Genomic DNA, 20384 nt, shown 5'->3' with positions numbered 1-20384 from the left:
GCGCTCAGGGAATCGCCACGCCGGCCAGCAGCGCGGCGAGCTGGCCGTTGACCGCGGCATGGCCACCGGCGCCCGCCGGCAACAGGCGGTGCGCCGCCACGGCCATGAATACTGCCTGCACGTCTTCGGGCAGTACCAGGTCGCGCTGCGCCAGTAGCGCCCAGGCCCGCGCGCAGGCCAGCAGCGCCAGCCCGGCGCGCGGCGACAGCCCCGCGGCAAAGCCGCCATGGCTGCGCGTGGCCTGCACCAGCGCCAGCGCGTAATCGACCAGCGCCGGGCTGGCGTACACCTGCGCGGCCGCTTGCTGCAGCGCCAGCACCTGGCTGCCGTCCATCACCGGCGGCAGTTCCGCGGCGCTGGCGCCGCCCAGGTACAGCACGCGCTCGAAGGCGGGGTCGGGGTAGCCCAGCGACAGGCGCATGGTGAAGCGGTCCAGCTGAGATTCGGGCAGCGCATGGGTGCCGATCTGCTCCAGCGGGTTCTGCGTGGCAATGACGAAAAACGGCGACGGCAGCGGGTGGGTGGCGCCGTCATGGGTCACCTGCCCCTCGGCCATCGCCTCGAGCAGCGCGCTCTGGGTCTTGGGCGGCGCGCGGTTGATCTCGTCGGCCAGCACCACCTGCGCGAACACGGGGCCGCGATGGAAGCGGAATTCGCCGGCATCGCGGACAAAGACCGAAACCCCGATCAGGTCGGCCGGCAACAGGTCGCTGGTGAACTGCACGCGCTGGTAGTGCAGCCCCAGCGTGCGCGCCAGCGCATGCGCCAGCGTGGTCTTGCCCACGCCCGGCACGTCTTCCAGCAGCAGGTGGCCGCGTGCCAGCATGCAGGCCAGCGCCAGCCGCACCTGCTGTGGCTTGCCAAGGACAATGCGGCCCAGCTGGGCCTGGGCCTCGGCCAGCGAAGCGACGATGCGGGGGCGTGCAGTCACGTGGGACCTCGGCGCAAGGGCCTGAAAAAATCGCGGTGGGTGCTGGAATTATCGGGCAAAGTCCAGCGCATTGTAGCGGCGCGCACGGCATGCGCTACCGTCTGTTGCCGTACGCACGGGCCGATGGCGCGGCGCGGCCTTCTGGATGCGGATGCGGATGCGGCGCCTGCGCCAGATGGCGCGGGTTCTGGCATCATGAGGCTGTCGGGCCACCGCGGCCCTGTTCCTGTTTCCGCCTCTTTGCGCGGCCTTGCGCCGCACTGCTGCAATGACCTCGCTGGATCCCCGCGCCGACCTGCCCGCTTCCACCCTGTCCGCCGATGCCGGCGCGCTGCCGCGCCTGGTGCAGGCTTTCCATGCCAACGGTTTCGTGATCCTGCGCGGCTTTGCCGACGAGCCGGCGTGCGCGGCGCTGGAGGCGGTGACGCGCCAGCACCTGGCCGCGGCGGTGCCGCCGGTGGAGTTCGAGGCCGATCTCGGCTATCCGGGTGCCCCGGCCACGCGCGATGCCGCCGGCGGCGGCACCGTCAGGCGCCTGCGCCAGGCCTACGGGCGCGATGCGGTGTTCCGCCGCTGGGCCAGCGATCCGAAGCTGGTCGCCGTGGTGCAGGCCCTGCTCGGCGAGCCCGCCCGCATCACGCTGGCGCATCACAACTGCGTGATGACCAAGCATCCGCACTACGGCAGCCAGACCGGCTGGCACCGCGATACGCGCTACTGGTCGTTCGCGCGCCCGGAACTGGTGACGGTGTGGCTGGCGCTGGGCGACGAGGACGAGCGCAATGGCGTGCTGCGCGTCATCCCGGGCTCGCACCAGGCGAAGCTCGAGCCCGGCCAGCTGGACCCGGCCGAATTCCTGATCGAGGCGCACCCGGCCAGCCAGCCGCTGCTGGATGCCGCGCAGCCGCTGGCGCTGCACCGCGGCGATGTGCTGTGCTTCGACAGCCGGCTGTTCCATGCGGCCGGCCGCAATGCGTCCAATGCGGTCAAGCTGTCGGTGGCGTTCGCGTATTTCGGCGCCAGCAACCGGCCGCTGGAGGGCACGCGCTCGGCCGAGTTCGGCAGCGTGGAGCTGCCCGCGGCGGTCTGAGCCGGCGCGGCTGCGCTCAGGTGCGCAGCCCGACCAGCCCGGAGATCTTCTCGGAAGCCTCGAGCAGCGGCGGCAGGAAGCGCTCCAGCATCTCCTGCGCGCTGGTGCGATTCGCCTGGCCGCTGATGTTGATGGCGGCGATGGTGTGGCCGGCGCGGTTGCGGATCGGCGCGGCCAGCGACACCAGTCCTTCCTCCAGCTCTTGGTCGTTCAGAGCCCAGCCGCGCTGGCGGATATCGGCGACGATGGCCTTGAGCGCGTCCACATCCGTCACGGTGCGCCCGGTGCGCGCGCGCAGGTCGGTGGCGCGCAGCACGCTGTCGAGCTCGGGCTCGCTCAGCCCGGCCAGCAGCACCCGTCCCATCGACGAGCAATACGCCGGCAGGCGGCTGCCGATCGACAGGTTGATGGTCATGATCTTGCGCGCCGGCACGCGCAGCACGTAGACGATCTCGGTGCCGTCCAGTACCGAGATCGAGCAGCTTTCATGGACCTGCTGCGACAGCGCCTCCATGATCGGCTCGGCCAGGTTCCAGAACGGCATCGAGGTGAGGTAGGCGAAGCCCAGGTCGAGGATCTTGGGCGTGAGCCGGAACAGGCGCCCGTCGGCCTGCACATAGCCCAGCCCCACCAGCGTCAGCAGGATGCGGCGCGCGCCGGCGCGCGTCAGGCCGCTGGCCTGGGCGATTTCGGTCAGGGTCTGGGCCGGGTGCTGCGCATTGAAGGCCCGGATGACCGACAGCCCGCGTGCAAAGGACTGCACATAGCTGTCGCTCGGCTTTTCGGGCGCGGCGGCGCTGTCGGCGGTCGGCGATGCTGGCGGCGGGGTCTGGCGGGAATCGGTGGAACTGGCCATCTGCGTAGCCCGGCGCGGTTCGCCGGATTGGCACGGAAAGGCCGAAAGGGTAGAGGAAATGCCGGGATTGCGCCAGTGCCGGCCCCCGGCCCGGCCAGCCTTGGCGTCAGCGGAAGCTGCGCTGCACCAGCACGAACACCGCCGCCACCACGCACAACGCGGCAAAGCCATGCAGCAGGTCCATGCCGGCGAGCAGCGTGGCTTGCCGGTCGACTTCCTGCGAGATCTTGGCCAGTCCCGCGGCGGACAGTGCGTCGGGCATCTGCAGCCCCGGGTTGAAGCGGGTGATGTGCTCCACCAGGTGAGTGCGGTGCTGCGCCAGGCCGTCCTGCATGAAGACGCTGGCCAGCCCGGTGCCCATCGCCGAGGCGATCTGCTTGCACACGTTCTTGAACTGGTAGGCGTGCGAGAAGTCCTCGACCGGCACTTCCAGGTAGGTCATCGACGCCACCTGCACCATCAGCAGCACCGGCGTCAGTCCTTCGAGCAGCACCACCGGCACCAGCGCGTAATCCGGCGCGCCCGGCATCAGCTGGTGCGACAGCAGCATCGCCGCGCACGCGTAGATGACAAAGCCGATCGCGATCACGCGCCGCTTGCGGAACACCAGTGCCATGCCCAGCGTGATCACGATGGCGCCGATGGCGGAAACCGTGCCGCTGGTCGACAGCAGCATGCAGGTGGTGCGGAAGGTCAGCCCCAGCCCGGTCTGCGTCAGCGTCGGCAGCAGGAACGACCACGCCGACGACAGCAGGTAATACAGCGTGTAGAAGCCCAACCCGTACAGGTACTGGCGCCCGGCCAGGCGCGAGAAGTCGATCCACGGGTCCGGATGGCGATACAGCCGCCAGCCGCTGAAGGCAAACAGCGCCACGCCGCACAGCGCGGCCAGCGGCATTTCCAGCGAGCTGAAGAAGCGCGTGTAGCGCATTTCCTGCAGCGTATGCAGGAACACCAGCGCGCCCAGTGCGGCGGCGATCGCGGCGGGCCAGTCCAGCGTCGACACCGGCGGATGCGGATCGCGCGCCGCGCGCGTCGGATAGGTCAGCGCGACCGACAGCAGCACCGGCAGCGCAATGCCGGCCTGGAACAGGAACACCGCGCGCCAGCCGATATCGTCCAGGAAGATGCTGGTCAGCCAGGGCGTGATCGCCAGCATCGAGAACGCGCCGCCGCCAAAGCGCAGCATCAGCGGCGCGCGCTCGGCCGGCGTCGACACCAGCTGCACCAGGATGCGCGAGGCCGCGAACAGGCCGCCCGCGCCCAGCCCCTGCACCGCCTTGCCGCTGATCAGCCCGGCCGGACTGGCAAACTCGGCGCAGATCAGCGAGCCCGCGATAAACACCAGCAGCGACACCATGGTGAAGCGCTTGTACGTGATGCGCCGCGCGAGCTGGTCCAGCACCATGTTCATCAGCACCGCGGTGGCGGCGTAGGCCGAGATCGCGTACAGGTAGTCTTCCGGCGCAGCGCCCACGCCGCCCTGGATATGCTGGCTGGCCACGCCCATCATCAGCGTGGAAGAGAAGTCGATGCCGGTCACCAGCCCCAGCGTCAAACCGAACAATGAAAGACGCCAGTGACCCATCTCGGGGTGACTGGCGATCTGCATGCGCGGGCGCGGGGAGGTAGTGGTGCCGGGGGCGGCGGGGGCGGGGATGGCTGGAATGGCGGGGGCTAGCGCGTCCGATCCAGCCTGGACAGGCGTTTGTTGCATCGCTCAAGCATAATGTAGGCCCACCGTCGAGAACTACAGGTTGTCAGGGAAACATTGTCCGGTGAACGAAACAATCCAATGGAATGACTGGGAGGCGTTCTGCTGCGTGGTCGAGCAGGGCACGTTCACGGCCGCGGCAGAGCAGCTTGACTGTCCCAAGTCGCGCGTGTCGGCCGCGGTCGCGCGGCTGGAAACCGCCATCGGCGCCAAGCTGCTGGAGCGCACCACGCGCCGCATGCGCCTCACCGATGCGGGCAAGGCGGTGTATCGCGATGTCGCGCCGCTGTTCGCGCGGCTGCGCGAGATCCGCCAGGAAACACTGGCGCGCGAAGAGCGCGTGCAGGGCGTGCTGCGCATCGCCACGCCTTATGAATTCGGCGCGCAGCAACTGGGCGGGGTGATCTGCCGCACGCTGGCGGCACACCCCGCGCTGGATGTGGCGGTGGAAATCACGCAGGGCCTGGTCGATCCGATCCGCGACGGCTTTGACGTCGCCTTTGTCATCGTCGACGCCGACCTGCCTGATTCGGGCACGGTGGCGCGCCGCATCTACCATGTCGAACGCGGCCTGTTCGCCGCGCCGGCGCTGGCGGCCAGCCTGCCGGCGCAGCTGCGCCCGGAAGACCTGGCCAATATGCCGACGCTGACCACGCCCGGCGACACGGTGTGGGAATTCACTCGCGACGGCCAGACCGTATCGGTGCCGATCCGCCCGCGCATGCAGACCCACAACGCCGAGCTGCGCCTGCAGGGCGCGCTGGCGGGGCTGGGCATCGCCCGGCTGTCGGTGATCTATTGCGAGGCCGAGGTTGCGCAAGGCCGGCTGGTGCGCGTGCTGCCTGACTATCCGCTGCCGCCGCTGCGCGTGTTCGCGCTGCTGCCCGACCGGCGCCTGCAGCCGCGCAAGGTGCGCGCCTTCATGGAAGCGATCGAATCGATGATGGTGTCGGAGTTGCCGCCGGAGGGGGACGCCGAGACGGCGCGGGATGCGGGGCTGGATGCCGCCGCGGACGGGCTCGCGCCGGGCGAGGCGCGCACGGCGGGTTGAGGGCGCAGTCGGCGAAGGCGTTGCGCCGGTCCTGCGCCCCCGATGCCGTCAGTGCAGGCCGATGATGCCGGCACCCAGCCGGGCGATGACCATCAGCAGGATCTGCGCAATCACGAACAGCACCAGCGGCGAGACATCGAAGCCGCCCAGGCGCGGCACCACGCGCTGGATCGGGCGCAGCACCGGCGCGGTCAGGTGGTCGATGGCCGGGGTGATCGGCGAATGCGGGTTGACCCACGACAGGATCGCCATCAGCAGCGTGACCCACATCACCAGGCTGATGGCCCACTTCAGCACATAGAGCACGGCGGTCAGCAGCATGGCGGGGATGAAGCCGGGCAGGTCGATGCCGCTGATCAGCGCGACCAGCGCCAGGAACACCACCGCGGTCAGCCACGCGGCCAGGATCGTGGCCCAGTCGATGCCGCCCACGCCCGGGATGATCCGGCGCAGCGGCCGCACCAGCCAGTCGGTGATCTGGAACACGCCTTGCGAGACCGGGTTGCGCGTGGGCAGCCGCGTCAGCTGCATCCAGACGCGCAGCAGCAGCGCCATGCCGAACAGGGTAAAGACGGTATCCAGCAGGAAGAGAGCGATTTCCGAGAACATCGGTGCGTTTTCCGGTGACGGGTGAAGGTGTCTGCAACCGCACAGATTCTGCCATAGCCGGGCGCGCGCACGGCGCAAACCGGGATCGGCTGCCGGTGCGCCGTGCGGCCCCTATAATTGCGAGCGCCCCGCCTGGGGTTTGCGCGGATTGCCGCGCCTTCTTTCCCTTTCGCGTTTTTTGCCGCCCATGCCCAGCAAGTCCGCCTCGTCGCCGCAACCCGCCCCGCTCAGCAAGGCCGACTTCGAGGCACTGTCCGACTTCCGCTACCAGCTGCGCCGCTTCCTGCGGTTCTCCGAAGACGCGGCGCGCGAGGAAGGCCTGACGGTGCAGCAATACCTGCTGCTGCTGCATATCCGCGGCTGTGCCGACAAGGACTGGGCCTCGATCGGCGAACTGGCCGAGCGTCTGCAGGCCAAGCAGCATGGCGTGGTGGCACTGGTCAATCGCTGCGAGGCCGCCGGGCTGGTCAAGCGGCGGCTCAACGCCGAGGATCGCCGCGTGGTGCAGGTGCACCTGACGGCCAAGGGCGAGCGCTACCTGAACCGGCTGGCGATGCTGCACCGGACCGAGCTGGAATCGCTGCGCGGCGCGTTCCGCGTGGCCCGCATCACGCAGTTCAACGACGACGGCGCGGAGCGCGGCTGAACTTGCCGCGGCGGCACCGCAGGCCGTTACAGGCGGTTACCAATCACAAGCTCCGGTGACACCCGCTGGCGGGCGGCGGCCCTAGACTCGCGCGCATTCCCCAACACGCGCAGCGCGCAGGAGTCCTGACATGTCCATCCCCCTTCGTTCGGTTGTGCTTGCGGTGCTTGGCGCCGGTGCGCTGGCCGGGTGTGCCACGCCGTATGGCTACGACAACGGCTATGGCGCAGGGTATGGCGGGGGCTACGGCGGCTATGGCAACAACGGCTACGGCAGCACCGGCTACGGCGGCGGCACCACCATCAGCGGTTACCCGGCGCAGCAGGGCTATCCGCAACAGGGTTACCCGCAGCAAGGCTATCCGCAGCAGGACTACCCGCAGTCTTCGTATCCGCAGCAGCCGTATCCCCAGCCGTCGTACCAGGACGGCAGCTATGGCAACGGCTACGGCAACCAGGCCTACGGCGTGCGCTACGGCTGGGTCGAGGGCATCGAGGTGGTGCCGGGCCAGCCGCCATCGACCAGCGGCGCGGGCGCCGTGGTCGGCGGCATCGTCGGCGGGCTGCTGGGCCACCAGGTGGGCGGCGGGCGCGGCAATACCGTGGCAACGATCGGCGGCGCCGTGGTGGGGGCGGTGGCCGGCAACGAGGTCGAGAAGCGCACCGGCAGCAGTGCCCCGGCCTACCGCGTGCGCGTGCGCACCAGCGACAACGCCTACCTGACGCTGACCCAGTCCAACGCCTACCAGATGCGCATCGGCGATCGCGTCAGGATCGAGAACGGCGTGGCCGTGCCGTACTGAAGGCGTCAGTCTCTGCTGAACAGCTGCGCGTATTCCTCGCGCAGCTGGCGCTTGAGCAACTTGCCCGCGGTATTGCGCGGCAGGTCCGCGACGAACACGATGCGCTTGGGCACCTTGAACGGCGCCAGCGCCTGGCGCGCATGCGCGATCAGTGCCTCCTCGGTTGCGTCGTCGTGGCCGCGCTTGCGCACCACGCACGCCGTCACCGCCTCGACCCACTTCGGGTGCGGCAGCGCGAACACCGCTGCCTCGGCCACCGCGCCATGGGTGTACAGGCACTCTTCCACTTCGCGGCTCGACACCAGCACGCCGCCCGAGTTGATCACGTCCTTGATCCGGTCCACCACATACAGGTAGCCCTCGGCATCCATGTAGCCGAGGTCGCCCGAATGGAACCAGCCGCCGGCGAAGGCTTCGGCGGTCTGCTCCGGCTTGTCCCAGTAGTGCGTCAGCAACTGCGGCGAGCGATGCACGATCTCGCCCAGCTCGCCGGGCGGCACGTCCTGCAGGGTTTCATCGACGATGCGGGTCTCGACATTCAATACCGGGCGCCCTGCCGAGGCCGGCCGTGCGGCGTGCTCGTCGGGTCCCAGCACCGTGGCCAGCGGCCCGATCTCGCTTTGCCCGTAGCAGTTGTAGAAGCGCAGCGCCGGCAGTTTCTCCTGCAGCTCCAGCAGCACCGGCACCGGCATGATCGAGGCACCGTAGTAGGCCTTGGTCAGCATACCCAGCCGGGCCGGTTCGAACTCCGCATGGCGCAGCAGCGCGATCCAGACCGTCGGCGGCGCAAAGAAGCTGGTGATGCGCTCGGCGTGGATGGTGCGCAGGCAATAGCCGGCTTCCGGGCTGTCGGCGATCAGCGTGGTGCCGCCGCACAGCAGCAGCGGCATCAGGAACACATGCATCTGCGCCGAGTGGTACAGCGGTAGCGCCGCCAGCGAATAGTCCGACGCGCGGATATCGCAGGCGGCGATGGTGCTGAAGTATTCGGCCAGCAGCGCGCGATGCGTCAGCACGGCACCCTTGGGCGCGGAGGTGGTGCCGGAGGTGTACAGGATCTGCGCGGGCGTGGACTCAGCGAGAGTGTCGGACACCGGCACCGTGGGGCCGTCGGCGGCCGCGGCGAGAATATCGGTGCGACGATCGCCGCCATGCAGCGTGCCGCGGACCTTGCACGGCAGGCCGTCGACGCGCTCGGCCAGCGCCGGGTCGGAAAAGATCGCGCTGGCGCCCGATTGCGTGACGATGTACTCGGCCTCGGCTCGCGTCATCGAGAAATTCACCGGCACATGGATCAGGCCGCTGCGCAGGCAGGCCAGCCACAACAGCACATAGGCGTCGGAGTTCTTGCCGAAGGCGGCGACGCGGTCGCCGGGACGCAGGCCCCACTGGGCCAGCGCGCCGGCTACGCGCGCGGTGGCGTCATCGAGCTGGCGAAAGCTCCAGGACCGCTCGCCGAAACGGATCGCGGTCTTGTCCGGGCTGCGCCGCACCGCGCGGGCCATGGCGTCGGGGATGGTGTTGCGCAGGGCGCGCTGCTGCTCTGACTGCATGGTGGTCTCCATTGTTATGGTTGGGGTCCAGCAAGTCTTGAAGCCAAGCGCCGAGGATAAGGTGTGCCGGCTCGCCATGGCAAGCCGGCGGTTCCTTGTGGCGGAGGGCAGACTACAACGAGGCCGACAGGAACACCAGCGCGCGCCCGTGCGCCAGGGCGGCGCTGGGCTGGTGGTAGGAGCCGCGCGCCCAGCAATTGAAGCCGTGGTCGGCCTGCGGGTAGACGTGGATCTCGGTGGCGGGTTTGCCGGCCATCGCGTCGCGCACGGCCTGCACGGCGTCGGGCGGGATATGCGCGTCGAGCGCGCCGTAGTGGAACTGCACCGGCACGCGGATGTTGGCGGCTTCCTGAAGCTGGTTCTGGATGCCGCCGCCGTAAAAGGGCACGGCCGCATCGACCAGTCCGCGCGCCGCGCTCAGGTACGACAGCAGCCCGCCGAAGCAGTAGCCCACCGCGGCCACCTTGCCGGCGCCGGTATGCTGGCGCAGCACCTGCACCGTGGCGGCGATATCGTCGAGTGCGGCGGCCACGTCCACCGCCTTGCGCAAGGCCATCGCGCGCGCCATGTCGTCGCCCTCGTAGCCGAGCTGCACGCGCGGCGCCTGGCGCCAGAACACGTCCGGCGCCAGCACGGCATAGCCGTCGGCGGCGTACTGGTCGGCCACCGCGCGGATATGCTCGTTCACGCCGAAGATTTCCTGCAGCAGCACGATGCCCGGCGCGCCGGGCTGCACGCCCGCCGGCGGCAGGCTCAGGTAGGCATCGAAGCTGCCCGCGGCGGTATCGACGCGGATCCACTGGCTGTCGGGAATGGCTGTCATGGCGAAGGGTTCTCCGGAAAGGACTTGGCAGGGTTGCCGCAATATCAGCCCGCCAGTGTGCCACCGCATGCCGCTTCGTGCAGGCGGGGGCCGCGCCGATGCCGCCTTCAGTACGCGCGCGACTGCCGGTAGCGCTTGTGCCAGTTGTCGGTATAGGCCTTGACCACCGCCGCGTCGCCGCGGATCAGCATGCCGTTCTCGGCGTTGCGCTCCTGCGCCGACTTGGTGAAGTTGAATGATCCCGTGAAGACCGCCTGGTCGTCGAACACCATCACCTTGTTATGGGCGATCGCGGGCTTGTTGTCGATCACCACCGGCACGCCGGCGTGCTTGAGGAAGGTGGCGCTGGTATAGCGCTCGCTCTGCTGGCTCTTGTCGAGGATCACGCGCACGTCGACGCCGCGCCGGTGCGCCTGCGCCACGGCCTCGGCAATCGGCGCGCTGGTGAACGAATAGGCCTGGATCAGCAGGCGCTGGCGCGTGCTGCGGATCGCATTGATCAGCAGCGCCTGGCAACTCGCGCCGTCGGGAACGAAGCACAGCGTGTAGCCGCTGCCATCGGCAAAGGGTTTGGTCGGCAGCGGCCTGGCATCGGGCGGCTGCGCCGGTTGCGCGGGCTTGCCGGTGCGGGAAGGGAAGTGATTGGCGATGGCCTCGTTGAAGGTCTCGCTGATGCTGTCGGCGATGGTCTCGGAGACCTGGTCGAAGGTCGATGCCGAACGGGCATGCGCCAGCAGCGCGAAGGGACTGAACGAGGTGAAGGCCGACAACACGGCGGCCAGGCCCAGGCCCAGCACGGCCCGGCGAAGGAAGCGATAAGTCACGGCGGATCTTGGCGTCGGTGAAGGACAGCGTGCGCGCGCCGCGCGCCGCACCTGTCCGGGGCGGGAACGCAGCGTAGCAGCCGCATACGCCACTGGCAAAGGGGGATTGTGTAACAGGATCTGTGGCGCGCACGGCGTTCCGCCGCGGCCTTGGGGCTATGCGCGGGCGGCGCCTATGATGGATGCAACCGCCTGCGGCGGCGGCCGCCAAGGAGAAACAATGACGAACCACACCTACAAGCTGGTCGAGATCGTCGGCTCTTCGCCCGACGGCTGCGACCAGGCCATCCAGAGCGCCATCGCCAAGGCCGGCGAAACCATCAAGAACATCGACTGGTTCGAAGTGGTGGAAACGCGCGGCCATATCCAGAATGGTAAGATCGCGCACTACCAGGTCACGTTGAAGGTGGGCTTCCGCGTGACCTGAGCCCTCGCGGCGTTCAGGCTGCGGCGACGGCTTCCGGCTGCGGCTGCGCGGTCTGCGCGGCTTGTGCGGCCTGGCGGGCATGCGGGTACAGGCGCTGCAGCGCCGGCTGCGGCGCGTCGCGCAGGAAGGCCAGCATCTTGTCGATGAAGGGCGCGGTGGCGGTCTGCGGCACCAGCCCGATCCATTGCTGCGCTTCAGCCTCGCGCCCTGCCAGCGCCAGCATGCGCGCATGGTTGAACTGGCCGCGGAAATCGCCGCCTTCGGCCGCCTGGCGGTAGTACGCGGCCGCGCGCACCGGGTCGGGTGCCACCTCCCAGCCGTCTTCATAAAAGCCGCCGACGATATTGAGCGACTTGGCATGGCCAAGCGCCGCGGCGCGCTGGTACCAGCCGAGCGCGGCGCGCCGGTCCGCGGCGATGCCCTGTCCCAGCACCAGCGCCGTGGCCAGGTTGTACATGCCCCAGTCCGAGCCGCGCTCGGCTGCCAGCGTGTACCAGTGCGCGGCGGCGCGCGCATCCGGTGCGGTGCCCCAGCCGTTCTCGTAGCATCGGCCCGCCAGGTTGGCCGCGCCCGCGTGGCCCGCGTGCGCCGCATGCTTGAACCAGGTGAAGGCGCGCACCGGGTCGCGCGTGACGCCATGGCCGGCCAGGAACCACTGGCCCAGCACCATCTGCGCGTCGAGGTGGCCCGCCACCGCGGCGCCGCCCAGCCAGGGCAGTGCCAGGTGGGGCGGGCCGGCCAGCTTGTCGCGCAGCGCGGCGGGACCGAGCTGGTCGAGTTCGACCGGCGTGGCAACGCGGAAGGGCAGGGTATCCATACGAAGGGCTTCGGTTGAATGGCAAAGCGGCACGCGGCCGCTGCCGGCCGCGTGCCGCGTGGTTTGGCCTTGCGGCCGCCGCGCTCAGTAGCGCAGGTTCAGGTTCAGCACCGCGGTGCGGCCCGGTGCCACCGTCGCATAGTGCGAGGTATAGGCCTGGCTGTAGTAGGTCTTGTCGGTCAGGTTCTGCACGTTCAGCTGCAGCGCCACGTTCTTGTTGATGCGGTATGCGGCCATCGCATCGAAGCGCCAGTACGGCGCCACCCACTTGTTGGTGCCCTGGTTGCCCCAGATCTTCGACACGTAGTACGCGCCGCCGCCGATGGTCAGGTTAGGCAGCAGCTGGTACGTGGTCCACAGGCTGAAGCTGTCTTCCGGCGTATTCGGGAACGCCTGGCCGTTGGTCTGGCCGAAGGCCGCGCCGGCGCCGCCGTTGTTGCGCAGCTCGCTCTTCAGGTGGGTGTAGCCGCCGAACATGGCCCACTTGTCGGTCAGGTTGCCGGAGAAGCCCAGCTCGAAGCCGTCCACGCGCTTGTTGCCGGCCATCGCCGCGGTGCCGTCCTGCTGCACGATGCGGGCGTTGGTGGTCTCGATGCGGAAGATCGCCGCGGTCAGTGCCAGGCGATTCTTCAGCACGTCCCACTTGGTGCCCAGTTCGAACGAGCGGTTCTTTTCCGGCGCCAGCTGGTCGCCGCGGTTGCCGCTGCGGTCCGGGGCCAGCCCGTTGGGATCCGAGCCCTGTGCCAGGAACGCGCCCGCGGGGGTCGACGAGGTGCCGTACGACATGTAGAAGCTGGCGTTTTCCACCGGTTTGTACACCACGCCCAGCTGGTAGTTGAACAGGTTGTCGTCGCGCGAGTATTCGGCACGCGAGCCGTTGGCCGCGCGCGCCGCGGTGAAGCTGGTGCGGTAGCTGTCGAAGCGCACGCCGCCGTTGACGATCCACTGCTTGTTCAGCTCGACCGAGTCGAACAGGTACACCGACGCCGTGTTGGTCTTGGCGTTGGTCGGGTTGTTGGTGCGCGCGATGCTGCCGCGCCACGGGTCGTTGGGGTTGGGGTTGAGCAGCGTGGTGCAGTTGTAGCCGCCGGCCGCGCCCGCGCCGTTCGGGCAGCTGCTGTTGCCGGTGTCGACGGTGTAGGTGTCGTTCTCGCTCTTCTCCTGCGAGAACTCGACGCCGAAGACGTACTTGTGCTTGATCGCGCCGGTCAGGAACTCGCCCGACAGGTCGGTCTGGTTGGCCACCGTGCGCGCGGTGGAATAGCGCGTGTTGACGCGGCGCCAGAGCAGGTCGTAATAGATGTTGCCCTTGCTGTCGTCAGGCTGCGTGTAGATGTAGTCCTGGTTGGTGCGCGAGAAGCGGGTCTGGTTGCGGAACTTCAGCGCCGGCGAAAAATCGTGCTCGAAGCGGATCGTGCCCATGTCGGCCTGGTCCTTGCGGAAGTCGCGGTCGAGCAGGCCGTAGTAGGTGCTGCGCGGCACGTTGACCGGCGAGCCGTCGCCGGTCTGGCGCGTGCGCGGACGGCCGTCGCGGCGCGCGGTGAAGGCGGGGTTGTTGTAGGGGATGCCGACATCGGGGATGTCGTCGGTCTGCATGTGGTAGTACGACAGCGTCAGGCGCGTGTCGGTGCCCAGCCCGAACGCCACCGACGGCGCCACGCCCCAGCGCTTCTGGTGCACGGCATCGCGGCCGGCGACGTCCTGGTCGTGGAACATCGCATTGAGGCGGAACGCCGCGTGGTCGGCGAACTGCCAGTTGCCGTCGGCGGTGCCGCGGACATATTGCGCATTGCCGACGCCGATATTGCCTTCGGCAAAGTTGGCCAGCTTCGGCGCCTTGCTGGTGATATTGATGCTGCCGCCGGCCGAGCCGCGCCCGTCGTAGGCGCCGGCCGGGCCCTTGGTCACTTCGACGTTCTCGACGTTGAACAGCTCGCGCGACTGCGCGCCGATATCGCGGAAACCGTCGAGGAAGGTGCTCGCCTGCGCGTCATAGCCGCGGATAAACGGACGGTCGCCAACCGGGTTGCCGCCCTCGCCCGCACCGAACGCAATGCCCGGCACCGTGCGCAGCACGTCGGTCAGCGTGGTCGAGCCGGTGCTCTGGATGATTTCCTGCGGAATCACCGTGATCGAGCGCGGCGTATCGCGCAGCGGCTCGGGATTCTTGATCGACGACGAGCTTTCCGCCTTGAAGCCGCTGTCGCCGGTGACCGTGACCTGCGGCAGCTCGACCGGCTTGGGCGCCTGCTGGGCGGCAACCGGCGCCGCTGCAACGGCTGCGCCGACCATGCTGGTCAAACGTGGAATGGCACCCGACTTCCCGTGGCTCTTTTTTGTTATGACTGCCGAATACTGCACTTTGCGCCTCTAATGTATTAGCAAAACGAAACAATAATGAGAAGGATTATCATTTGGTGATGGTTGACAGGTCAAGGCTGGCGTGCGGAGTCAGGGGCAGTTCCGCCCAAAGTGTTGCGAAATTGCGGCGCCGGCTGCGCTGCGGCCGGGATGTCGGCCCAAAAAAAATCGGCCGGCGCTGAACTGCCGCCGGCCGTGCAGGGAACCTTGGAAAAGCCAGGACTCAGTCGAACTGGTAGGAATAAATCATGTTGATGCGCGGCGAGCGGCGGCTGGCATTGGTCGGCTTGTCGCCGACCGGCTGCGCCAGCGACAGGTCCAGCGTGTAGTAGCGCCGGTCCGAGAAGCGCGCGCCGAGGGCCACCGACGACAGGCTGCGGTGCGACAGCGACACGCTGTTGGAATACACGCGCGCCACGTCGGCGGAGACATAAGGCTGGATCGTGCGCAGGTAGGTAAGGTCCGGCAGGAACAGCCGGCTGATTTCCGCCGACGCGCCCCAGCCCTTGTCGCCGGCAACTTCCCCGGCGGGATAGCCCAGGCCGAAGAAGCGTCCGCCAAAGCTGATCTGCTCGCCGGATGCCAGCCGGTCGCCGCTGTACTGGCCGGCCGCGGCCACGGTCAGGCCAAAGCCCGCGGGCAGGTCTTTCGATTGCGACAGCAGCAGCCGCGTGCGGAAGAAGCTCAGGTCGTTGCTGTTGTTCTGGCGGCTCGCGCCCATCGCATCGAAACCCTTGTACAGGCCCAGCGTGGCATTGCGGCTGACGCCTTCGCCGCGTTGCACGTAGGTCAGCTCGGCGGTGGCCACGCGCACATTGGTGCCGAGCGTGACGCGCGTGCCGGTCGCGGCATGGGTATAGCGCTCGAACTGGTCGGCACCGTAGACGCCGCCGGTCAGCGTGAGCGTATGCGCGTTGGACAGCAGCAGCGGATAGCTCAGGGTGCCGCCGATGCGCTTGGTGTCGTTGACATAGCGGGGGTTGAAGCCGATCGGCGGCAGCGTCGCGTTCTGCGGCACGCCGCGGTAGTGCGAGGCATTGAGCCGCGCCACCATGCCTTCGGTGCCGATCGGCTGCGCATAGCTGGCGGCGTAGTACTCCTCGCTGTCGCGGCCCTTCGGAAACAGCGCCGACACCGAGATCTGCTCGCCCAGCGGGGTCAGGCTGTTGGTGGTCGCCGTGGCGATGGCGCGCAGGCCCGGCGACATGTATTCGATGCCGGTGCCGAAGGTGAAGGGCTTGCGCTTGACCTCGAGCACCATCTCGCAGGCGCCGTCGGTGGTGGTCGGCGGCTGCACCGTGGCCGCCACCTGCAGGCCCGGCTGCAGCGCCAGCGCGTTGACGTAGTGCTCGAAGCGGTCCTGGCGCAGGGGGCGGTCCTGCTGCAGTTTCTCGGCGATGGCGCGCAGGCGGCGCTCGGCCGGGCCCGCCTTGCCGGTCACGGTCACCTTGGCCACGTAACCTTCGACCACCGTCACCAGCACATCGCCGTTGGCGAAGTCCTGCGCCGGCACGAAGGCGAACGACAGCGGGTAGCCGCGCTCCTTGTACATCTGCGTCACCGCATTGGCGGCTTCCAGCAGCTGCGCCACCGTGATCTCGCGGTTGGCCAGCGGCTTGAACTGCGCGGCCACTTCGTCGAACGGCAGCGTCTTGGCGCCCTCGATGCGAAAGCGCCGCGGCGTCAGGCGCGCGTTGAGCAGGTCCTGCATCGCGGGCTGCGGCCGCTCGACCTGCACGGTCACGCGGCTGTCGGGCCGGGCCGGTGCAATCTTGGGAAGCGTCTGGGTCGGATCGCCCTGGACCGGGCTGCGCGGATCGGCCTGGACCAGGCCGTGATGGAACGCGCCGACGCCGACCAGCAGCGCGGCAACGCGATGACGTGCACGCATGGCAAAACCCCTGTAAGAAACACTGCGGCTATTGACGTCGCGTGCCACCGGCGTGGGGATTGCCGCTACCCCCTGGCGCCTGCTGTCCGATGCTGCCGGTCCAGCGCGTGGCCGCTACGTTGAATCAGGTGAGCACCGCTGCCCGCGATCACGCGATCGCCGGGCAGCGGCCAAGGCAGGATTACTTCTGGCCGAGCGCGCCGCTCAGGCCGCCGAGCAAGCCGCCGACCAGGCCACCGACGGGGCCGGTGACCGAACCCTTGGTGGTGGTGCTGCCCGCGGTGGTGGTGGCGCCGCCGGTCACGGCGGAGACGACATTGGTGACCGGAGCCAGCGGGCTGGTGGTGCCGGTGCCGGCGGTTGCGCCGCCAACGCTGCCGACCACGCCACCGACGACGCCACCGACGACGCCATTCACCACGCCGCTCACCGCGCCGGTGACCGGTGCCAGCGGTGTGCTGGCCGTGGCGGAGGTCAGGCCGCCGGTGACGGCGCCGACCAGGCCGGTGACCGGCGCCAGCGGCGAAGCGCTGCTGCCGCCGGTGGTGCTGCCGAGGCCGCCCACCGCGCCGCTGACCAGCGTCGTGACCGGTGCCAGCGGCGTGTTGGCGGTGGCGGCAGTCAGGCCGCCGGTGACGCTGCCGACCAGGCCGGTGACAGGCGCCAGCGGCGAACCGGTGCCGCCAGCGCCCCCACCCCCCGTCAGCCCCCCGGCCAGCGAAGTTACCGGTGCCAGGACCGGGCTCAGCGCGCCCAGCCCGCCGCCGCCGGCCGGGCCGTTCACCGCGCCGCCGAGCGCGGCCACGGTGGTGCCGGTGGCATTCACCACGCCGCCGACGCCTGAAACCACCGGCGTGTTGGTCTGCTGCAGCTTGCTGCCCGCGGTGGCCAGCGCGCCGCCCACCGTCGCCAGCAGGCCGGCGGTCGGGGTGCCCAGCCCGGTCGCGGCGCCCAGCGATTGCGTGGTGCTGGTCAGCTGCGAGGTGATCGGCACGATCAGCTTGCTGGTGGTGATGGTGACCTGCTCGACCGCACCGCTCGACAGCACCGAGGTCAGCGTCCCGCCGGTGTTGCTCACGGTATTGCCCAGCGTGCCGACCACCGTGCCCAGCGGCGAAGTCAGCGGCGCCAGCGGTGCCAGCTGGCCGGTGCCCAGGCCGCTCACGGCCGTGCCGGCGCTCGACACCGCCTTGCCCAGTTCGGTCACCACGTTGCCGGTGCTGGCGACGGTGGTGCCGACCGGGTTAGTCGAATTGGGCATGCTGCCCAGGCCCGATTGCAGACCCGTGGCCAGCGCGCCGACGGCATCGCCGGTCGACGCCACCACGCCGCCCAGCCCGCTCTGGGTCTGGCCCGGCAGCAGCGGCAGGTTGGCGTTGCCAAGCTGGTTGCCGAGATCGCTGACGGTGCTGCCCGTATTGCCCAGCACCGTGCCGGCGTTGTTGATCACCGTGGCGGTCGGGGTCTTTGCGGCGGGCGTCTCGCCACCGCCGGTATTGCCTCCATTGCCACCGCCCGTGCCGCCGCTGCCGCCACCGGTCCCACCACCCGTGCCCCCGGTACCGCCACCGGCCACGTCAGTGCCACCCGTCCCACCGGTGCTGCCGGTGCCCCCGTTGGTGTCGCCATTGGTACCGCCGCTCGTACCGCCGTTGGTGCCGCCGTTGGTGCCGCCATTGGTCCCCGCGGTATCGCTGGTGCCCATCGACGTCGAACCGCTGCCGCTGGCGCAGCCACCCAGGGCCAGCAGGGTTGCGAGGAGTGCCGTGATGGCGAGTTGTTGTTTGCGCATGATCTGTTCCTTCATTCCCGTCGTTTCAATCGCTCGGCCGCGCAACGCGTTCGTCTTCTGCGTGCTGCGGTGACGGTGATGGCGCAATCGGTATGCCAGCGTTTCAGCGCGCTACCGCACAGACCCCGCCGAAGTCGGGTATGGCCCCCGCAAAGCCTTGCGGCATGCGGCCTGCACGCCGGTCGGGGAAAACGCCGCGAGCGTTGCGCGAGCGTTTGCGTAAAGGGGTTGGCGCGTTACGCGTTACGTAACGTGTGTCGTGGGCGGGGAACAAAACAGCGTGGGCGATGGGGTGCGTCGGCGGCCGGCGCGCGCTGCCCGCGCCGCCACTGCGTGTTCCCGCCTGCGCGGAACACGTTACGTAGCACGTAACACGTTCTGACCCGGCCGCGGCGCCGCCAGCGTGGGTGGCGCCGCTACCCCGATTCGCCTTGCAACCCGCGCCGCGCAAGGCATGCAACCGCCCGCCCGGTCTGCGCGCCAGCGCACCTTGCAGCGCTGGCACGCGCCTTGCCATTTGCTATCCCGACGCGCCGACGATTTCGCGTTCCACCGTGTTGCCATGACTGATGGGGATGGCAGGCAGGTGGAACAAAGCGGGACAACCGGGGGGGCTCGTCGGCATTCCATGCGGTTCACAAGAAAAGACGGCCCGGCAGCGCCGTGGCCAACCAGACAGGAGAAGGACAATGAAGACCAAGCATCCCGCACCGCTTTCCATGACCTCGCTGGCCGCGGCCGGCATGGCCGCCCTTGCCTTGCTGATGTCGGGCTGCTCGTCGAGCGGCGGCGGCAGCGGCGCCAATCCGCAGCCCAGCGGCGGCGGCTCCGACACGCCGGTCACGCCGCCGCCGCCGGCCGCCGCGCAAACCACGCCGACCGCCAAGGTCGCCGAAGGCGCCGGCAATACCGTGGTGGCAGCGGGCAATGCCGTCAGCGAGATCGGCAAGTCGATCCAGGACGCGCCGCTGCCGCTGCTGCCCACCGACGCGCGCAAGGGCGCGGGCGGGGTGGTGGTCAATGCGGGCGAAGCGGTCGGCGCGCTCGGCGCCGGCGTGCGCGACGGGCTCGGGCAGATGGGCTCGGTCGATAACCCGCTCGGCGTGACCGTGTCCAGCACCGGCAACGTCGTGCGCGAAGTGGGCGATGCCGTGGTCAGCGGCGGTGCGCTGGTGAAGGGCCTGGGCACCGAGAAGCTGGCGCCGCTGGCACCGCTGACCACGCCGGTGGGCGGCCTGGTCACAAAGGTCGGCACGGTGGTGCAAGGCGGCGGCGACAAGCTGCAGACGGTGCTGTCCGATGGCGCCGTCGCGCAGGTCACCAACTCGCTCAGCAAGGTCATCGTGCCGCTGACCAGCAAGGTCACCGACGGCACGCAGACGCTGGGCGCGGCCACGCGCCTGGGCGGACCGGTCGACGGCCTGCTCTACAAGGTGGGCAATACGGTGGCCACCGGCGGCAGCATGCTCAGCCACACGCAGGCACCGGTGGTCGCGCCGCTCGGCGGCGTGGTGACCGAGGCCGGCAAGACCGTTGCCGCGGTCGGCGTGCTGGTCAACGGCAACGGCCAGACCGGCGGCAACCCGCTGGGCGGCCTGTTGAACAACCTGCCGCTGGCCGGTGCCGGCAACGGCCACGGCGGCGATGGCGGCCACGGCGGCAATGCGCTCGGCGGGCTGCTCGGCAACCTGCCGCTGGTCAAGCCGGGCAGCGGCGACGGCGGTGCCAGCGGCGGCGGTGCACTGGGTCCGGTCGGCGCGCTGCTGGCACCGGTCACCGGCCTGGTCGGCGGCATCAAGAGCGGCGTCGGCGGCAGCGCCGGGGGCGGCTCGGGCGGCGGCGACAGCAAGCCGCAACTGCCGATCCTGGGCGGACTGCTTCACCACTGAAATGTCTCAACCCGCATAGGTGTTTTCACGGTGCGCTGTCGCTCATCACCCCGTCGCAGCGCATCTTTTTATTCCACCTGGCCGCGCGGCTGAAAAGCCTGCATGGCCAGGCTGCGGGCCGGCTTGCGCCGGCCCGCCTGCTCTTTAACAAGCTATGAGCCGGCGCGTGCCGGTCGTTTCAAACGGGTGCATTAACCCCTTCGGGTCATTACTATCACCCGAGGGAGGGGTATGGTTGAGACATACCATGTCTTATAAAAAAAGCGCAGCAAGCGTGAAAAGTCGATAAAAGAGCGGGCCGTCAGAGC

Annotated in this window: 17 protein-coding genes; 6 read left to right on the top strand and 11 right to left on the bottom strand. The window is 69.2% G+C overall.

What is annotated here, in order from left to right; all coding sequences use genetic code 11:
- Positions 1-4: 4 nt before the first annotated feature.
- Complete coding sequence (locus LIN44_RS23085; RefSeq protein ID WP_227314600.1) at positions 5-931, bottom strand: MoxR family ATPase; 927 nt, start codon at positions 929-931, stop codon at positions 5-7.
- 268 nt (positions 932-1199) lie between these two features.
- Here LIN44_RS23085 and LIN44_RS23080 point away from each other — a divergent pair, with 268 nt between their 5' ends.
- On the top strand, positions 1200-2021 hold the full coding sequence (locus LIN44_RS23080; RefSeq protein ID WP_227314599.1) for a phytanoyl-CoA dioxygenase family protein: 822 nt from the start codon (positions 1200-1202) through the stop codon (positions 2019-2021).
- A 16-nt stretch (positions 2022-2037) separates the two neighbouring features.
- Here LIN44_RS23080 and LIN44_RS23075 read toward each other — a convergent pair whose 3' ends face one another.
- On the bottom strand, positions 2038-2877 hold the full coding sequence (locus tag LIN44_RS23075; RefSeq protein WP_227314598.1) for an IclR family transcriptional regulator: 840 nt from the start codon (positions 2875-2877) through the stop codon (positions 2038-2040).
- A gap of 106 nt (positions 2878-2983) precedes the next feature.
- A complete protein-coding gene (locus tag LIN44_RS23070; protein ID WP_227314597.1) occupies positions 2984-4594 on the bottom strand; it encodes an MFS transporter in 1611 nt (536 codons plus the stop codon).
- 61 nt (positions 4595-4655) lie between these two features.
- On the opposite strand from LIN44_RS23070, the gene LIN44_RS23065 reads away from it, so the two are divergent.
- Positions 4656-5642, top strand: coding sequence for a LysR family transcriptional regulator (locus tag LIN44_RS23065; RefSeq protein WP_227314596.1), 987 nt, complete (start codon positions 4656-4658; stop codon positions 5640-5642).
- 48 nt (positions 5643-5690) lie between these two features.
- Here the strand turns inward: LIN44_RS23065 and LIN44_RS23060 are convergent, their stop codons facing one another.
- Positions 5691-6251, bottom strand: coding sequence for a YggT family protein (locus tag LIN44_RS23060; protein ID WP_227314595.1), 561 nt, complete (start codon positions 6249-6251; stop codon positions 5691-5693).
- Positions 6252-6438: 187 nt separating this feature from the next.
- Between LIN44_RS23060 and LIN44_RS23055 the strand changes: the two genes are divergently transcribed.
- Both LIN44_RS23055 and LIN44_RS23050 read left to right on the top strand, forming a co-directional pair.
- Positions 6439-6897, top strand: a complete 459-nt coding sequence (locus tag LIN44_RS23055) for a MarR family winged helix-turn-helix transcriptional regulator (RefSeq protein ID WP_227314594.1) — start codon at positions 6439-6441, stop codon at positions 6895-6897.
- Between the two features lie 130 nt (positions 6898-7027).
- Positions 7028-7699: a glycine zipper 2TM domain-containing protein gene (locus LIN44_RS23050; protein WP_227314593.1), complete on the top strand. Its 672-nt coding sequence runs from the start codon at positions 7028-7030 to the stop codon at positions 7697-7699.
- A gap of 5 nt (positions 7700-7704) precedes the next feature.
- Here LIN44_RS23050 and LIN44_RS23045 read toward each other — a convergent pair whose 3' ends face one another.
- The 3 genes from LIN44_RS23045 to LIN44_RS23035 all read right to left on the bottom strand — a co-directional run bounded on the left by LIN44_RS23045 (position 7705) and on the right by LIN44_RS23035 (position 10899).
- A complete protein-coding gene (locus LIN44_RS23045; protein WP_227314592.1) occupies positions 7705-9252 on the bottom strand; it encodes an acyl-CoA synthetase in 1548 nt (515 codons plus the stop codon).
- Between the two features lie 112 nt (positions 9253-9364).
- Positions 9365-10075, bottom strand: coding sequence for a dienelactone hydrolase family protein (locus LIN44_RS23040; protein ID WP_227314591.1), 711 nt, complete (start codon positions 10073-10075; stop codon positions 9365-9367).
- 107 nt (positions 10076-10182) lie between these two features.
- Entirely contained in the window at positions 10183-10899 is a 717-nt protein-coding gene (locus tag LIN44_RS23035; RefSeq protein WP_227314590.1) for a phospholipase D family protein, read from the bottom strand.
- Positions 10900-11119: 220 nt separating this feature from the next.
- Between LIN44_RS23035 and LIN44_RS23030 the strand changes: the two genes are divergently transcribed.
- The gene (locus LIN44_RS23030; protein ID WP_018004776.1) at positions 11120-11326 is read left to right on the top strand and encodes a dodecin; all 207 of its coding nucleotides are present in this window, start codon (positions 11120-11122) and stop codon (positions 11324-11326) included.
- 13 nt (positions 11327-11339) lie between these two features.
- On the opposite strand, the gene LIN44_RS23025 is transcribed toward LIN44_RS23030, so the two are convergent.
- From LIN44_RS23025 to LIN44_RS23010, 4 genes are all read right to left on the bottom strand, one after another.
- Positions 11340-12143, bottom strand: a complete 804-nt coding sequence (locus LIN44_RS23025; RefSeq protein WP_227314589.1) for a tetratricopeptide repeat protein — start codon at positions 12141-12143, stop codon at positions 11340-11342.
- Between the two features lie 84 nt (positions 12144-12227).
- Entirely contained in the window at positions 12228-14435 is a 2208-nt protein-coding gene (locus LIN44_RS23020; RefSeq protein WP_227314588.1) for a TonB-dependent siderophore receptor, read from the bottom strand.
- Positions 14436-14727: 292 nt separating this feature from the next.
- On the bottom strand, positions 14728-16395 hold the full coding sequence (locus LIN44_RS23015) for a ShlB/FhaC/HecB family hemolysin secretion/activation protein (protein ID WP_227314587.1): 1668 nt from the start codon (positions 16393-16395) through the stop codon (positions 14728-14730).
- A 181-nt stretch (positions 16396-16576) separates the two neighbouring features.
- Positions 16577-18187 (bottom strand): collagen-like triple helix repeat-containing protein, encoded by a 1611-nt coding sequence (locus LIN44_RS23010; protein ID WP_227314586.1) that lies wholly within the window; start codon positions 18185-18187, stop codon positions 16577-16579.
- Positions 18188-18876: 689 nt separating this feature from the next.
- On the opposite strand from LIN44_RS23010, the gene LIN44_RS23005 reads away from it, so the two are divergent.
- Positions 18877-20076 carry a collagen-like triple helix repeat-containing protein gene (locus LIN44_RS23005; protein WP_227314585.1) on the top strand — a complete coding sequence of 400 codons (1200 nt, stop codon included), beginning with the start codon at positions 18877-18879 and terminating at the stop codon, positions 20074-20076.
- The last annotated feature ends 308 nt before the right edge of the window (positions 20077-20384 follow it).

Source organism: Cupriavidus sp. MP-37, from assembly GCF_020618415.1.
In the GTDB taxonomy this organism is placed as follows: Bacteria; Pseudomonadota; Gammaproteobacteria; order Burkholderiales; family Burkholderiaceae; genus Cupriavidus.
This window is presented reverse-complemented; position numbering and strand designations above follow the sequence as displayed.

Bases quoted from the DNA above. Each gene is read 5' to 3' on its own strand.
- LIN44_RS23075 (WP_227314598.1), bottom strand. From the start codon at position 2,877: ATGGCCAGTTCCACCGATTCCCGCCAGACCCCGCCGCCAGCATCGCCG.
- LIN44_RS23050 (WP_227314593.1), top strand. From the start codon at position 7,028: ATGTCCATCCCCCTTCGTTCGGTTGTGCTTGCGGTGCTTGGCGCCGGT.
- LIN44_RS23005 (WP_227314585.1), top strand. From the start codon at position 18,877: ATGAAGACCAAGCATCCCGCACCGCTTTCCATGACCTCGCTGGCCGCG.
- LIN44_RS23030 (WP_018004776.1), top strand. From the start codon at position 11,120: ATGACGAACCACACCTACAAGCTGGTCGAGATCGTCGGCTCTTCGCCC.
- LIN44_RS23025 (WP_227314589.1), bottom strand. From the start codon at position 12,143: ATGGATACCCTGCCCTTCCGCGTTGCCACGCCGGTCGAACTCGACCAG.
- LIN44_RS23015 (WP_227314587.1), bottom strand. From the start codon at position 16,395: ATGCGTGCACGTCATCGCGTTGCCGCGCTGCTGGTCGGCGTCGGCGCG.
- LIN44_RS23020 (WP_227314588.1), bottom strand. From the start codon at position 14,435: ATGGTCGGCGCAGCCGTTGCAGCGGCGCCGGTTGCCGCCCAGCAGGCG.
- LIN44_RS23080 (WP_227314599.1), top strand. From the start codon at position 1,200: ATGACCTCGCTGGATCCCCGCGCCGACCTGCCCGCTTCCACCCTGTCC.
- LIN44_RS23055 (WP_227314594.1), top strand. From the start codon at position 6,439: ATGCCCAGCAAGTCCGCCTCGTCGCCGCAACCCGCCCCGCTCAGCAAG.
- LIN44_RS23010 (WP_227314586.1), bottom strand. From the start codon at position 18,187: ATGCGCAAACAACAACTCGCCATCACGGCACTCCTCGCAACCCTGCTG.
- LIN44_RS23060 (WP_227314595.1), bottom strand. From the start codon at position 6,251: ATGTTCTCGGAAATCGCTCTCTTCCTGCTGGATACCGTCTTTACCCTG.
- LIN44_RS23040 (WP_227314591.1), bottom strand. From the start codon at position 10,075: ATGACAGCCATTCCCGACAGCCAGTGGATCCGCGTCGATACCGCCGCG.
- LIN44_RS23070 (WP_227314597.1), bottom strand. From the start codon at position 4,594: ATGCAACAAACGCCTGTCCAGGCTGGATCGGACGCGCTAGCCCCCGCC.
- LIN44_RS23045 (WP_227314592.1), bottom strand. From the start codon at position 9,252: ATGCAGTCAGAGCAGCAGCGCGCCCTGCGCAACACCATCCCCGACGCC.